The organism is uncultured Bacteroides sp., from assembly GCF_949298305.1.
Taxonomy (GTDB): Bacteria; Bacteroidota; Bacteroidia; order Bacteroidales; family Bacteroidaceae; genus Bacteroides.
In genome coordinates this window covers 1-14,375 of the sequence record NZ_CASFWU010000071.1, presented here as the reverse complement: position 1 = coordinate 14,375, position 14,375 = coordinate 1, and the positions used below count along the sequence as shown (strand labels likewise).

General features: G+C 53.2%; 6 protein-coding genes. 3 read left to right on the top strand and 3 right to left on the bottom strand.

The genetic code is table 11. From position 1 onward, the window contains the following. Together Q1Y74_RS10170 and Q1Y74_RS10165 are read right to left on the bottom strand one after the other, a co-directional pair. Window positions 1–2,022, bottom strand: a 2,022-nt coding sequence (locus Q1Y74_RS10170) for a WD40 repeat domain-containing protein (protein ID WP_300814178.1), incomplete at its 3' end; no start/stop codon positions are given. Between the two features lie 263 nt (window positions 2,023–2,285). Further along, the gene (locus Q1Y74_RS10165) at window positions 2,286–3,716 is read right to left on the bottom strand and encodes an HD domain-containing protein (protein WP_300814177.1); all 1,431 of its coding nucleotides are present in this window, start codon (window positions 3,714–3,716) and stop codon (window positions 2,286–2,288) included. A gap of 173 nt (window positions 3,717–3,889) precedes the next feature. Here Q1Y74_RS10165 and Q1Y74_RS10160 point away from each other — a divergent pair, with 173 nt between their 5' ends. Beyond that, window positions 3,890–4,714: a hypothetical protein gene (locus tag Q1Y74_RS10160; RefSeq protein WP_071148805.1), complete on the top strand. Its 825-nt coding sequence runs from the start codon at window positions 3,890–3,892 to the stop codon at window positions 4,712–4,714. Window positions 4,715–4,716: 2 nt separating this feature from the next. On the opposite strand, the gene Q1Y74_RS10155 is transcribed toward Q1Y74_RS10160, so the two are convergent. Further along, entirely contained in the window at window positions 4,717–8,730 is a 4,014-nt protein-coding gene (locus tag Q1Y74_RS10155; RefSeq protein WP_300814176.1) for a DEAD/DEAH box helicase, read from the bottom strand. A gap of 84 nt (window positions 8,731–8,814) precedes the next feature. Here Q1Y74_RS10155 and Q1Y74_RS10150 point away from each other — a divergent pair, with 84 nt between their 5' ends. Together Q1Y74_RS10150 and Q1Y74_RS10145 are read left to right on the top strand one after the other, a co-directional pair. Further along, window positions 8,815–10,461, top strand: a complete 1,647-nt coding sequence (locus Q1Y74_RS10150) for an ABC-F family ATP-binding cassette domain-containing protein (RefSeq protein ID WP_300814175.1) — start codon at window positions 8,815–8,817, stop codon at window positions 10,459–10,461. Window positions 10,462–11,007: 546 nt separating this feature from the next. Beyond that, window positions 11,008–14,375 (top strand): glycoside hydrolase family 2 TIM barrel-domain containing protein (locus Q1Y74_RS10145; protein ID WP_300814174.1); only part of this gene is annotated, 3,368 nt, incomplete at its 3' end.

The following is a 14,375-nucleotide window of genomic DNA, read 5'->3' as shown; positions in this document are numbered from 1 at the left end:
TTCAACATCAATCTTACGGAATTCACCTCCACGTTCCTTGGCTACTTCTACATGGAATTCATACTCGTTCTTCGTATTCTTCAAAGTAGTTACATTCTTTTCAACGTAGTCCTTCACGCCGGCTGCACGCATCAAGGCCAACTGTTCGTTGCTGGTGATGCCCGATGCCTTGGTCACTGTGATGTTATCCAGATTACCGTCTTTATAATAGGGTTCGTCCACATATTCACCATACTGTCCGTTATATGCTATACGTCCGCGAATGGGGCTGGCATCTGCCGAACCGGTGATGATAACCTTCACCTGTTTGCCCTCAGACAAATATTTGGAGAAATCGCCTTCAAAAGCGTTCTTGATAATTTTCATCAAAGACATGGCCGCATTGGAGCGCTCGATGTTATAACCGCCCGAGGGGAAGTCTTCCTTAGCGGAGAAAGCCTTGTTGATTACCTCGTACTGATAGCCTACCTTGTAATTCAGGATTTTGTTACCATCGGCATCCACACCGGGAACCACTTCCGTTCTAACATCAATCTGTGTATTTTCAGTAATCAGCTTATCCTGCTTCTTCTCTTCCACAACCGCTTCCTTAATTTCTTTCAACTGAACTTCTTCGCGGCTGGCCTGCTGCATCACTTCCAACGGAACAAAATTGTCGTCTGCTTCCAAGGCAGTCAGCTTAGTGCGTCCGATGTTGTCATAAATGTAGACCTTGTTAGTTGTTTCATTACGGACTTCCACATAGGCCAATTCAAATTCATCCTTATCATTCAACACATATACAGCATTGGAGAACGTCAGGTTCTTGGCATCCTTGAAATCACCCACTTCACCGGCAGGCACTTCCAATGAAATGGAAGGCAACGTGTTAAATCCGATGTTCAACATATTACTTGAAGCATCATACTCTCCTACAAAAGGATTGTCGATGGCAATACGGTCGCCGGCCATTTCGGTAGCAACTTCCTGAGCGAACAATTGCTGCTGCTTCAAACGAGTTTCGTCGTTCACACGAATTGCATAGTCTTCCATGGATTCACCCTGCATCATCTTCACCCATTCATTCATCTTCGCATCCACTTCTTTACTAATCAACTTGCCGTAGAACGGATTCAAGCCGTTGGCGTCCCAGAATACAAGGCTGTTGATGCGGTTTGAAAGCATGAAGACCTCGCTTGTCTGTCTGTTCATGAAGAAACGGCTGGCATATACGTTACCGGCCTTTTCATCCAAAGTCTGCTCAACCACACTGTTCTTCAGGTTGACGATAACAATTGCATTGCCATCTTTTACCACACTGACATACTTACCTTCCGGATGGAAAGAAGGAGAAGTCAGTTTGCCGCCTATTTTATCGAAGATGTCAACCTTTTCCCAGTTCTTGGTATCAATGATAGTCAAACGGCCATCGTCAGTTACGACAGCCAATTGTGAGGCATCGGCCGAGAATGTCAAATCGGTCACCACAGCAGGCATCGGGATATTTGTACGAATTTGTTTGGTCTGGAAGTTCCAAACATCAATGCCCTTGCCAACTCCTGCTGCAATGAAATAGTTATTGGAGCTTAAGGCCAAAGCTGTAGCCGGAGCTTTTCCCTGAATGTAAGCCTGCGGAAGATATTCCTTGGTATCATAAATGATAATCTCGCCTAATGAATTGGAGGTTATAAAGTTACGGGCGTCTGCGCCATAACACATTGCAATAGTAACCGGTTTTTTCTTCTTCACATCCTTCCGTGTCTCTTTCAATTCAAACATCCGGTTGTTCCGGTTCCGGAATGAATAGATGCTGACTGGCTTCTTCTCACGAATCAATGCCAAAGAACTTCCCGTCGGGTTAAACACGATTTTCTGTACGCCATACACATCGGCAACAGGTATATCACGTAAAGTCCACAATTTTTCATCAGCCAAAAAAGCTGTGCAGAATGTTGTATTGTCAAAAGACGTAATATCTTTCTCAGAAGGGAATACCCTTTTTACTTCTACTTGAGCCATAGCCTGTCCTGCGGCCAAAGACATTACCAAAAGCAATAGCGCTCTTTTTCTTTTAAAAAAAAGAGTCCATGATTTCATCGTATCCATAGTTTATAATGTTTATATTGAGTTATGCTTGATAAGATTTTGCAAATATAAACATTTATTCTATACTACGGGGAAAATACCTCCTCATTTTTTTTGCGTCTTTCCATGCGTATTTTGCTAAGTCCCTATATAATAGAGACAAGCAAAGAAAAAAAACAAACACACAAGAAGACATTTGTCACGGAAAACCATGACAAATTTCACGAATGCTTCAGTCCCATCTCTTCGGCACGTTTCAGCATAAAGGCACGGGCAGCCTCGTATTCGTTTGGAATGACACCGTCCAGGATGGCATCCTTGATGGCGCTCTTCAGCGAACCCACCTGCCGGCAGGGAGACAAGCCGAAGGTTTCCATAATTTCCTCGCCGCTTACAGGCGGCTGGAAGTTGCGGATTCGGTCGCGTTCCTCCAGGTCTTTCAGTTTCTGGCGCACCAGTTGGAAGTTGTTCAGGAAGCGCTGCTTCTTGTCCATGTTCTTCGACGTGATGTCGGCTTCGCAAAGCGTCATCAGGTCGTCAATGTCATCGCCGGCTTCAAACAGCAACCGGCGTACAGCCGAATCTGTCACCACATCATCGGCTATCACGATGGGACGCATGTGCAGCCCTACCAGCTTCTGCACATACTTCATCTTCTCGTTCATGGGCAACTTCATCTTACGGAAGATGTTGGGTACCATTTTTTCGCCTATGAAGTTGTGGTTGTGGAAGGTCCAGCCCGCACGCGGGTCCCAGCGTTTGGTGACCGGCTTGGCAATGTCGTGCAGCAGGGCCGCCCAGCGCAGCCACAGATTGTCCGTCTTGCGGCTGATGTTGTCCAACACCTCCAGCGTGTGGTAGAAGTTGTCCTTGTGGGCGCGGCCGTTACGGGTTTCCACTCCCTGCAAGGCCACCAGTTCGGGGAAGATAAGTTCCAGCAGCCCGCTGCGGTCCAGGTCGATGAAGCCCTTGGAAGGAATGGGTGACAGCATGATTTTGTTCAGTTCGTCGGCGATGCGTTCCTTGGAGATAATGGAAATGCGCTCCTTGTTGCGGCAGAGCGACTCGAACGTCTCGTCGTCGATATAGAAGTTGAGTTGGGTGGCAAAGCGGATGCAGCGCATCATGCGCAGGGGGTCATCGCTGAAAGTGATGTCCGGGTCGAGCGGCGTGCGGATGGTACGCTCCTTCATGTCCTCCATGCCGCCGAAGGGGTCCACCAGTTCGCCGTAACGGCTGCTGTTCAGGCAGACGGCCAGTGCGTTGATGGTGAAGTCGCGACGGTTCTGGTCATCCTCCAGGGTGCCGTCTTCCACAATGGGCTTGCGCGAGTCGTGCGTGTACGACTCCTTGCGGGCTCCCACAAACTCCACCTCCGTGCCCCGGTATTTCAGCTGGGCCGTACCGAAATTCTTGAATACCGACACGTGCGCGCCCTTACCCAACCGGCGACCCAACGCCTCGGCCATGGCAATGCCGCTGCCCACCACAACCACATCGATATCCTTGGAAGGACGTTGCAGAAAAATGTCGCGAACGTATCCGCCTACCACGTAGCATTCCAGCCCAAGCTCGTCTGCCGTCGCGGATATTTGCTTGAATATATTGTCACTGAAACGCTGTTTCAGTTCTTCAGCTGTCAACTCTATCATATTTTATCGTTTAAGGAAACGCAAAGATACGGATATTATTTCTATTTTTGCTTCAAAAATACGCTTACCTAAGTAGACGAGTTTATCAGTTTATAAGTTTTTGAGTTTTTAAGTTGAAGTAAAACAATAACTTATAAACTTACAGACTCAAAAAAACAAAGAACGGAACACCCATGAAGAAAGAATTACTCCTGGCCTGCCTTTGCGGCCTGCTCGTAGCCTGCGAAAACATCGAAAAGAAAGCTGCCGTACAGCTGCAGGCAGCACGTACCGCCTACGAAAACGGCGACTACAACGAAGCCAAACTGCGGATAGACAGTATCAAGATACTCTACCCGAAAGCATTCGACACACGGCGCGAAGGCCAGAAGCTGATGCTTGAAGTGGAACTGAAGGAACAGGAAAAAACTCTTGCTTATCTGGACAGCACCCTCAACGGAAAACAGAAGGAACTGGATGCGCTGAAAGGGAAATTCGTACTCGAAAAAGACACTGCCTACCAGCAAGTCGGGCTCTACCTGCATCCGTCACAGGTAATTGAGAAGAACCTGCACCGCTCGTTCCTGCGTTTCCAGGTAGACGAAACGGGTAAAATGAGCATGACCTCCATCTACTGCGGAGCAAGCAACATCCACCACATCGCTGTGAAAGTAGTAGCCCCCGACGGCAGCTTTGCCGAAACCCCTGCCTCGAAAGACAGTTACGAAACGACCGACCTGGGCGAAAAGATTGAAAAAGCCGACTACAAACTGGGCGAAGACGGCAACGTCATCGGATTCATCTGCATGAACCGCGACAAGAACCTCAAGGTGAACTATCAGGGAGAGCGTTCCTACTCGACCACCATGACTGCTACCGACCGCCAGGCTGCTGCCGGCATCTACGAACTGGCCCAAGTGCTGGCAGCCATCACCGAAATCAAACAGAACATCGAAGAAGCCAACCGGAAGTTGGAGTTCGTCAAGCATAAACTGGCGCAACCCCGCACGGAGGAGTAGACTTATCCGTCCTGTTCCGTCAGCATCTCCAGCAGTTCCTTGTCGGTCAGTTTGTAACCGGCATTGGCGCCTTCGAGCAATGAGTCGGCCAAGTCGCGCTTGGTGCGGTGAAGGCGCAGTATTTTCTCTTCGATAGTGTGCTGGGCTATCAGGTGATAAACAGTCACACGATTCTGTTGCCCGATGCGATAGGCACGGTCGGTGGCCTGTTGTTCGATGGCCGGATTCCACCACGGGTCCAGATGGATGACGTAATTGGCTCCCGTCAGATTCAGCCCCAGTCCGCCAGCCTTCAGACTGATGAGGAAGATGGGGCACTCGCCCTGCTGAAACTTGCGTACCAGTTCCTCGCGCTGCTTCATGGTTACCGAACCGTCCAGATAGAAATAAGGCTCACCCAGCTCGTCAAGGCGCTTCCGAACCAACTCCAGGAAAGACGTAAACTGGCTGAAGACCAGTACACGGTTGTTGCCCTCTTTGATTTCGGCTATGAGGTCGAGCAACATCTGTATCTTCGTCGTCTCGCCTTTCCAGCGGCCGTCTGTCAGGGCTATGGAACAGGCGGCCTGACGCAAACGGGTGATTTCGGCCAGTGTACTCATGCTTACGGCATTGCTTTCTTCGAGCATCGCCTTGGCACGACGGCGAATCACTTCGTACACCGCCATTTCTTCTTCCGACAGCTCGACCGGCAAGGTGATTTCCATCTTCTCGGGCAGTTCTTCCACTACCTCGGACTTGGTGCGTCGCAGCATAAAAGGCTGGACGATGCGCTTCAGCTGACGTTGCTTCTCCTTATCGCCTTCTTCGATGGGAACAATGAATTTCAGGCGGAACTGTTCGTAACTGCCCAACAGGCCGGGAGTGATGAAACGGAACAGATTCCACAACTCGCTGAGATGGTTCTGTATGGGAGTACCCGTCAGGATGAGGCGTGCCGATGCCTGCAGTTGCATAGCTACTCTCGACGTCTTTGTATCACGATTCTTTATGGTATGTGCCTCGTCCAGACACACTACATTCCACTGCTTGCCCACCAGCGGCTCTTCCGCATTGACCAGCAGGCCGTAAGTCGACAGTATCACATCGTATTCGCCCGCACCGTCGATAAGTGCCTTGCGGTCGTCTGCCCCGTTCAGTACATGTACGTTCAGCGTAGGGGCAAAGCGTTGCAGTTCGTTCTTCCAGTTGGGAACCACCGAAGCCGGAGCCACTACCAGCGAAGCTCCTTCGGCTGCTCTGTACAACAAGAAAGCAATGGTCTGTACCGTCTTTCCCAAACCCATGTCGTCGGCCAGGCAGGCACCGGCTCCCCAACTGGACAAACGCACCATCCAGCGGAATCCTTCGAGCTGATAACCGCGCAACGTAGCCTGCAAGGTATTGGGCACACCGGCTTTGACCTTCATGCTGTGCCTGATCGACGCACGCAAGTCGTCCAGCAAACGGTTACCTTGTACTTCCAGCTCGCCCGGCATGGCGTCGTCCAGCAAAGGCGCGTTGAAGCGCGAAATGTGCATCTGCCCATGTTCCTTCACGGTAAGCGCCTCCAGCTTACGCAGCTGTTTCAGCAGACTTTCGTTCAGTTTCAGGTAATCGGTTTCGTTCAGACGGATAAAGTTTCCATGGCTCTGCCCCAGCAGGTCGAGCAACTGTGTCATGCTGAGCACGGTGTGGTCGTCAATCTGCACATCTCCTTCGATGTCGAACCAATCGCCCTTTGTCTCCAGACGCACGTGCATGTTCTCGGTCGAAACGGGAAGCTTCAGACGCAGCTTTTCGCCTTCGGGCCACTCGATGTAATAAGTGTCGGAAGACTGGCGCACAAAGTCGATAAGCGAAAGCAACTCTTCGGGCAACAGGCTGATGCTCTGCCTTTCGAGCGAACGGCCGAAGCTGTCTTCCATGAAGTTGTTCAGCACTTCGTAGTTCCTGCGTTCCTTGCCGAGGTGACGCTTCACCTGCACCCGCTTGCCATCTGCCTCGTCGAACACCAGTGCGTTTCCTTCGCCGGGCAGAAAAGCTCCCTTGCCCTTCGGCAAAGGCTTGACATAGGTCTTTACCTCGAACTGCCTGCCTTGCGGACGGACTTGCAGCGCTATCTCAGCACTTCCTTCTACCGTTTCCAGCGTAGAGCCGTTCTCCAGCAGCGACGAATGCACTTCTACCGTATCACTGATGCGGGGCAGGAAGTCCTTCAGTTGCGCCTCGGCTTCCAAAGGGAAATATCCTACCATGAGCAGACGACGGTAATAATCCCACTGCTTCGGCGTGACGGGAATCACGGTATAATAAGTATCTGATTTCTTCAGTACAATATGACTATCGGGCGTATCAAGCAGTGCCGACAGGGGGATGTTGGAGGTTATGTTGAACCGGTTCCCCACTTTCTCCACCGACAGATAAGGTTTCTCCTCGTCTACCTTCACTTGTTCGAAAGGGGCGTAATAGCCGGTATACAGACGGTCGCAGCCTACCATCATAGGCAGCATCACACTCAAATACATCGAATCATAGTTGCCCTGCCGGTATTTATTCCAGATCTGCCTGTCAAATTCGTCCATCAACGCCGAACCTTCCTGAAAGTAACGTATATTCGAAATAGGTTTTCCGCTGCTCCACTTCCCCGACTTCAGGCGGGTCTGTTCGCGCACTTCTATGTACCTCTGCTTGATGAGGTACATCAGCCGTGCATCCTTTTCTTCCTTCTGTTCGCTGCCTGCCAGACTTTCATTCTTCAGCAAATCTTCGATCAACAGCTCCCATGCCTGCTTCTGGCGTATGGAGGTCAGAGCAGGCGACGTACCGTAAGCCCGGGCAAGCCGGGTACGCTCATCCGCAGTCAGCGTAAGGTAAGCGGAAAGTTCGTGCTTGAAGATGGCCTGTCGCGGATGGGGTTCTTCCAATTCCTTATCCTGCAGGAAATCGGTCAGCCCAAAATAACGGATAAACAAAAAGCCGAAATACGAATATAAGATTTCCGGTCGAAAGAGCTGTTCGAGGAGTTGCTGCACCAACCCCCGGCTGGGTTTGCGTTCCTCGTCTCTGAAAGCATCGGCTGCGACGTAAGCCGGCAACAGACTTAAACGTTCCCTCACTACCTTTTTCTTCAGAAACTGGTCCAGCTTCTTGACACTCGAAGCCGAAGCCTCGTGCACGTAAGCCATAATCAGGAAGTAACAGGTCAGCGCGTTATCGAATATATTCTTATTGCTGGCTGTCTGGTTTCTTATTTTCAAAGCCTTGTCGAACAAGGTCACTGCATCGGCATATCTTTCGTGGTGCAGGGCATATACGGCATTCAGTATCCAAAAGTAAACGCCGTCGGACGCATCCTGCAAGGGCTTGTACTCCCCGTGCGAATAGTAACGGTAAAGGGCAAGCATGGAGCGCAACCGGACCTTTGTCTTGATTGGCAGACGTTTCGTCTCTAACCACTGTGGCAGGATGTTTTCTTCATCCAGATAGTCGTTCTGCTGCATATAAAGCAAGAGTCGGGAAAAGGCCTCGACAAACAGCTGCTCGTCCAACTGCAAGAACAAGGGGCTGACGCAGGGATCGAAAGCCACAGGAAAGAGATAGGGAAACATATCCATTTTGTCCCACGATGCCGGCAATTTGCTTTCCCGACCTTCAAGCACTGCCACAAAAGCTTCTTCCAGTTCGAGAAACATCGTATTCTTCTCATAATCGTGGTCCACACACCGGCGATAGTCGTCTTCCCACTCCGGATGGCGTGTCTTCAGAAAATAAAGAACCGGGAAATAGTATTTGAACGAAACGCTATATACATACATTTTGGAAGTCCAGTCGTAGTTGTAGATCAGCAACATTCCCTTCGAATTCAGCAAGTCCAGCGCCTTTTTCATGCCATGCGGCATGGTCGGCAAGGTTTTCCACAACGCTTCTAAGGTCTTGGTAGGAATAAAGTCGGCACAATATGCGTAAAAGCACAATACTTTCTGGAGGGTTTCATCCAGTTCTTCTATTTTCTTGCAGTTTATAACCAGATCCATCGTACAGTTTTCGATTAAGGACAGCAAAGATAAAAAGAATCACACACAAATGCACTATCTTTGTACCTCATTTAAAACGGACTTATGATTTCAATAGACGGACTGGCCGTAGAATTTGGCGGCACTACTTTATTTAGCGACATTTCTTTTGTGATTAACGAAAAGGACCGCATCGCCCTCATGGGAAAGAACGGAGCCGGGAAAAGCACCCTGCTGAAGATCCTTGCAGGCATCCGGCAGCCCACACGGGGAAAGGTATCGGTGCCCAAAGACTGCGTCGTGGCCTACCTGCCGCAACACCTGATGACCGAAGACGGACGCACCGTGTTCGAGGAAACTGCCCAGGCCTTTGCCCACCTGCACGAGATGGAGGCCGAGATTGAACGCCTGAACAAGGAACTGGAGACGCGCACCGACTACGAGAGCGACAGCTACATGCAGCTCATCGAGCAGGTGTCCGCCCTGAGCGAGAAGTTCTATGCCATCGACGCCACCAACTACGAGGAAGACGTGGAGAAGACCCTGCTGGGCCTCGGCTTCGAGCGGACCGACTTCGGCCGCCCCACCAGCGACTTCAGCGGCGGATGGCGCATGCGCATCGAGCTGGCCAAACTGCTCCTTCAGAAACCCGACGTCCTGCTGCTGGACGAGCCCACCAACCACCTGGACATCGAGTCCATCCAGTGGCTCGAAGACTTCCTCATCAGCAACGGCAAGGCGGTGGTAGTCATCAGCCACGACCGCAAGTTCGTGGACAACATCACCACCCGCACCATCGAGGTGACCATGGGACGCATCTACGACTACAAGGTGAACTATTCCAAATACCTGGAGCTGCGCAAGGAACGCCGCGAACAGCAACAGAAGGCCTACGACGAACAGCAGAAGTTCATTGCCGAAACCAAAGAGTTCATCGAACGTTTCAAGGGGACTTACTCGAAAACCCTGCAAGTGCAGAGCCGCGTGAAGATGCTGGAGAAACTGGAACTGCTCGAAGTGGACGAGGAGGACACCTCGGCCCTGCGCCTCAAGTTCCCCCCGTCGCCCCGCTCGGGCAACTATCCCGTCATCATGGACGGCGTGGGCAAGACGTACGGCGACCACGTGGTGTTCCGCAACGCCACGCTCACCATCGAACGCGGCGACAAGGTGGCCTTCGTGGGCCGCAACGGCGAGGGAAAGTCCACGCTGGTGAAGTGCATCATGGGCGAGATTGAGCACGAAGGCACCCTGACGCTGGGCCACAACGTGCAGATAGGCTACTTCGCCCAGAACCAGGCTTCGCTGCTGGACGAAAACCTGACGGTGTTCCAAACCATCGACGACGTGGCCAAAGGCGAGATACGCAACAAGATACGCGACCTGCTGGGTGCCTTCATGTTCGGCAGTCCCGAGGCCTCGATGAAGAAAGTCAAGGTGCTCTCCGGCGGCGAGCGTACCCGGCTGGCCATGATTAAGTTGCTGCTGGAACCGGTGAACCTGCTCATTCTGGACGAGCCCACCAACCACCTCGACCTCAAGACCAAGGACATCCTGAAGCAGGCCCTGCTGGACTTCGACGGCACGCTTATCGTTGTCAGCCACGACCGCGACTTCCTGGACGGGCTGGTCAGCAAGGTGTACGAATTCGGCCACCAGCGCGTACGCGAGCACCTTTGCGGCGTCTATGAATTTTTAGAGAAGAAGAAAATGGAATCGCTCAGCGAACTGGAACGGAACAAGGCTTCCTGAGAAAATCTTTTTGCACACCCATACAGCCGTTTCCCTGTCGTTGTGACAGGCGGAACGGCTGTTTTGCTTACCGCCTCTTTATCCGTTTCCTGCAAAGCAGAAGCCCGAACTGCATAAATCGCCCGCAAAAGTGCATGGATATGCACGAAAATGCTCCCGAAAACGCTTGTTTTCCACTTCCGCAACGCTTGTGCGGCGCCGGAAGAATGCTTGTACGGCTCGCGAACATTGCTTGTGCGCCTCGCGAGCAATGCTTGTGCGCCTCGAAAGCATGGTATTTCGGTGGCAGGAACACTGTTTCCGGCTTCGTTTTCCGTCGTTTCCGTTCTATTTCAACTGTAAGCATTTCGCTATTCGCCTATCTGTAAGAAAGATACGGAAATCTGCTCGCGAAATTGCGCACGCCCCGTACGACGGACGGAAATAACGGATTCTCGCCGCCTCGGAAATACAAAATGACATTTCGTCAAACATTCTCTCCCCGTATTTGCGAGACTTGATTTTTAACATTATCTTTGTCAACATATAACCTTAATATTCCTATTCATGGTACATCTCTTAAAAAACGGCCTGCTCCTGATTTTCCTGAGCTGCCTCTGCCTGACCCGTGCACTGGCAAACAACGACGCCGGGCAACCGGAAAAGCCTTACTGGCAAGATATTCAAACGGTATCGGTGAACAAGGAAGCGCCCCGCTCCTCGTTCATGACCTACGGCGACCGAGCTACAGCCCTCACCGCCCGTTACGAAAACAGTCCCTACTACCAGCTGCTGAACGGCACGTGGAAGTTCTACTTTGTCGATTCCTACCGCCAGCTTCCTGCCGGCATCACCGACCCTTCGGCCGACACTTCGAACTGGGCCGACATCACCGTGCCCGGCAACTGGGAAGTGCAAGGCTTCGGCACCGCCATCTACACCAACCACGGCTACGAATTCAAGCCCCGTAACCCGCAGCCGCCCCTGCTGCCCGACGACATCCCGACGGGTGTCTACCGCCGCGACTTCACCATCCCCAGTGGCTGGGACGGACGCGACGTCTATCTGCACATCGCCGGAGCCAAGTCGGGCGTGTATGTCTATGTCAACGGCCGCGAAGTGGGCTACAACGAAGACTCCAAGAATCCCGCCGAATACCTCATCAACCCCTATCTGCTACCCGGCAAGAACGTGCTGACGCTTAAAATCCTGCGCTGGAGCACCGGCTCCTATCTGGAGTGTCAGGACTTCTGGCGCATGAGCGGCATCGAGCGCGACGTTTTCCTGTGGTCGCAGCCCCGCATCGCCGTGCAGGACTACCGCATCGTCTCTACCCTCGACGACACCTACCGCAACGGTCTCTTCCGCCTGGCCATTGACCTGAAGAACCACAGCGGACAGGCCAAATCCGTCAGCATCGCCTACGAACTGCTCGATGCCGCTGGCCGTACAGCCGCCGCATCCGAACAAACCCTGACGCTGAAACCCGACGGCCCCACGACAGCCACCTTCCAGACAGAGCTGGAAAACGTCAGCACCTGGAGTGCCGAGCATCCCAACCTCTACAAGCTGCTGCTCACCGTCAAGGAAGACGGCCGGGTGACCGAAGTCATCCCGCAAAACGTGGGCTTCCGCCGCATCGAAATCAAACCCATCGACCAGACTGCCGGCAACGGAAGACCCTACACCGTGCTCCTCTTCAACGGACAGCCCATCAAGCTGAAAGGCGTCAACATCCACGAACACAACCCCGAGACGGGCCACTACGTGACCGAAGAGCTGATGCGCAAGGACTTCGAACTGATGAAGCTGAACAACATCAACACCGTCCGCCTGTGCCACTATCCGCAGGACCGCCGCTTCTACGAACTGTGCGACGAGTACGGACTCTATGTTTACGACGAGGCCAACATCGAGTCGCACGGCATGTACTACGACCTGCGCAAAGGCGGCACCCTGGGCAACAACCCCGAATGGCTGAAACCCCATATAGAGCGCACCGCCAACATGTACGAACGCAACAAGAACCATCCCTCGGTCACCTTCTGGTCGCTGGGCAACGAAGCCGGAAACGGATATAACTTCTACCAGACCTACCTCTACCTGAAGGAGAAGGAAGAAATGAACCGTCCCGTCAACTACGAGCGCGCCCAGTGGGAGTGGAACTCCGACATGTACGTGCCCCAATACCCCAGCGCCCAGTGGCTCGAAGCCATCGGAAAGGCGGGCAGCGACCGCCCCGTGGTGCCTTCGGAGTATTCGCACGCCATGGGCAACTCCAACGGTAACCTGTGGGACCAGTGGAAGGCCATCTATCAATATCCCAACCTGCAGGGCGGATACATCTGGGACTGGGTTGACCAGGGCTTGCTCGTCAAGGACGGGGACGGCACACCTTATTACGCCTACGGAGGCGACTTTGGTAAAGACATGCCGAGCGACGGAAACTTCCTGTGCAACGGCATCGTAAGCCCCGACCGTACGCCTCATCCTGCCATGGCGGAAGTGAAATACGCCCACCAGAATGTAGGTTTCGAAGCTACCGACCTGGCCAACGGCAAGATTAAAGTAACCAACCGCTTCTACTTCACCGGTCTGAAGGACTACGCCATCCGCTATGCCATCCGTGCCAACGGCAAGACGCTGCGCGACGGCCGCCTCACACTCGACCTCGCACCGCAAACTTCGCAGGAGATTAGCGTGCCCGTATCGGGCCTCAAGCCCCAGACAGGCACCGACTACCTGATAGACTTCGAAGTGACCACCACGCGGGCCGAAGGCTGCATCCCCGCCGGACACGTCATTGCGCACGACCAGTTCGTCCTGCCGCAAGTGCCCGCCGACAAGGACGCTTATCAGGCCGGTGGCCCCGCACTCAGCATCGACAACGAGGGCAACGAACTGAAGGTTACCTCCTCGAAAGTCAGCTTCACGTTCGACAAGCAGTCGGGCATCCTTACGTCCTACCGCGTGAACGGCACCGAGTACTTCAACGGCGGATTCGGCATCCGGCCCAACTTCTGGCGTGCCCCCAACGACAACGACTACGGAAGCGGCAACCCCCGACGACTGGTGATATGGGAAGTGTCGAGCCGCAACTTCCGGGTATCAAGCGCCACGGCCGAAATGTCGGGCCGAAATGCGCTGGTGAACATCGTCTACAAGCTGCCTGCCGGAAACGAGTTCTTCATCACCTATAAGATATATCCCGACGGCGTGATGAACGTGTCCACCCGCTTCACTCCTGCCCACCTGGACGGCGTGAAGATAGACATCTCCGAAGCTACCGCCACGGCCACCTTCTCGCCCGGACGCGATGCCCAAAGCGTCAGCGCACGCGACAAGATGGTCGTTCCCCGCATCGGTGTCCGCTTCCGTCTGCCTGCCACGATGAACCAGCTGGCCTACCTGGGCCGCGGCCCGCAGGAGAACTACTGGGACCGCAAGGCCGGCAGCCCGATAGGACTGTACCGCAGCACGGCCGACGACGAATACTTCCCCTACGTACGCCCGCAGGAGAACGGTCACCACTGCGACACACGCTGGCTCTCGCTGAACGGACGCGGAAAGAGTCTGCTGATTGTAGCCGACAGCCTGATGGAGTTCAACGCCCTGCGCAACTCCGTTGAGGACTTCGACGCCGGAAAGGCCACTAACCGTCCCTACCAGTGGAACAACTTCACTCCGCAGGAGATAGCCAACCGTCCCGAAATAGGCCCCTACGACAAGCCTCGCCAGACGCACATCAACGACATCACCCCGCGCGACTTCGTTGAAGTCTGCCTCGACCTGAAGCAACAGGGACTGGCCGGTTATGACAGCTGGTACTCGCGTCCCGAACCCGAATACACCCTGCCTGCCGACCGCGAATACACCTGGGGATTCACCCTGATACCCGGAGCAGGAGCCAGTCAGGCGGTGAAGAAGTTGAAATA

What these genes read in the sequence shown, in the direction of transcription:
- Q1Y74_RS10165 (WP_300814177.1), bottom strand. Translation starts at nt 3,716, where the DNA reads ATGATAGAGTTGACAGCTGAAGAACTGAAACAGCGTTTCAGTGACAAT.
- Q1Y74_RS10150 (WP_300814175.1), top strand. Translation starts at nt 8,815, where the DNA reads ATGATTTCAATAGACGGACTGGCCGTAGAATTTGGCGGCACTACTTTA.
- Q1Y74_RS10160 (WP_071148805.1), top strand. Translation starts at nt 3,890, where the DNA reads ATGAAGAAAGAATTACTCCTGGCCTGCCTTTGCGGCCTGCTCGTAGCC.
- Q1Y74_RS10155 (WP_300814176.1), bottom strand. Translation starts at nt 8,730, where the DNA reads ATGGATCTGGTTATAAACTGCAAGAAAATAGAAGAACTGGATGAAACC.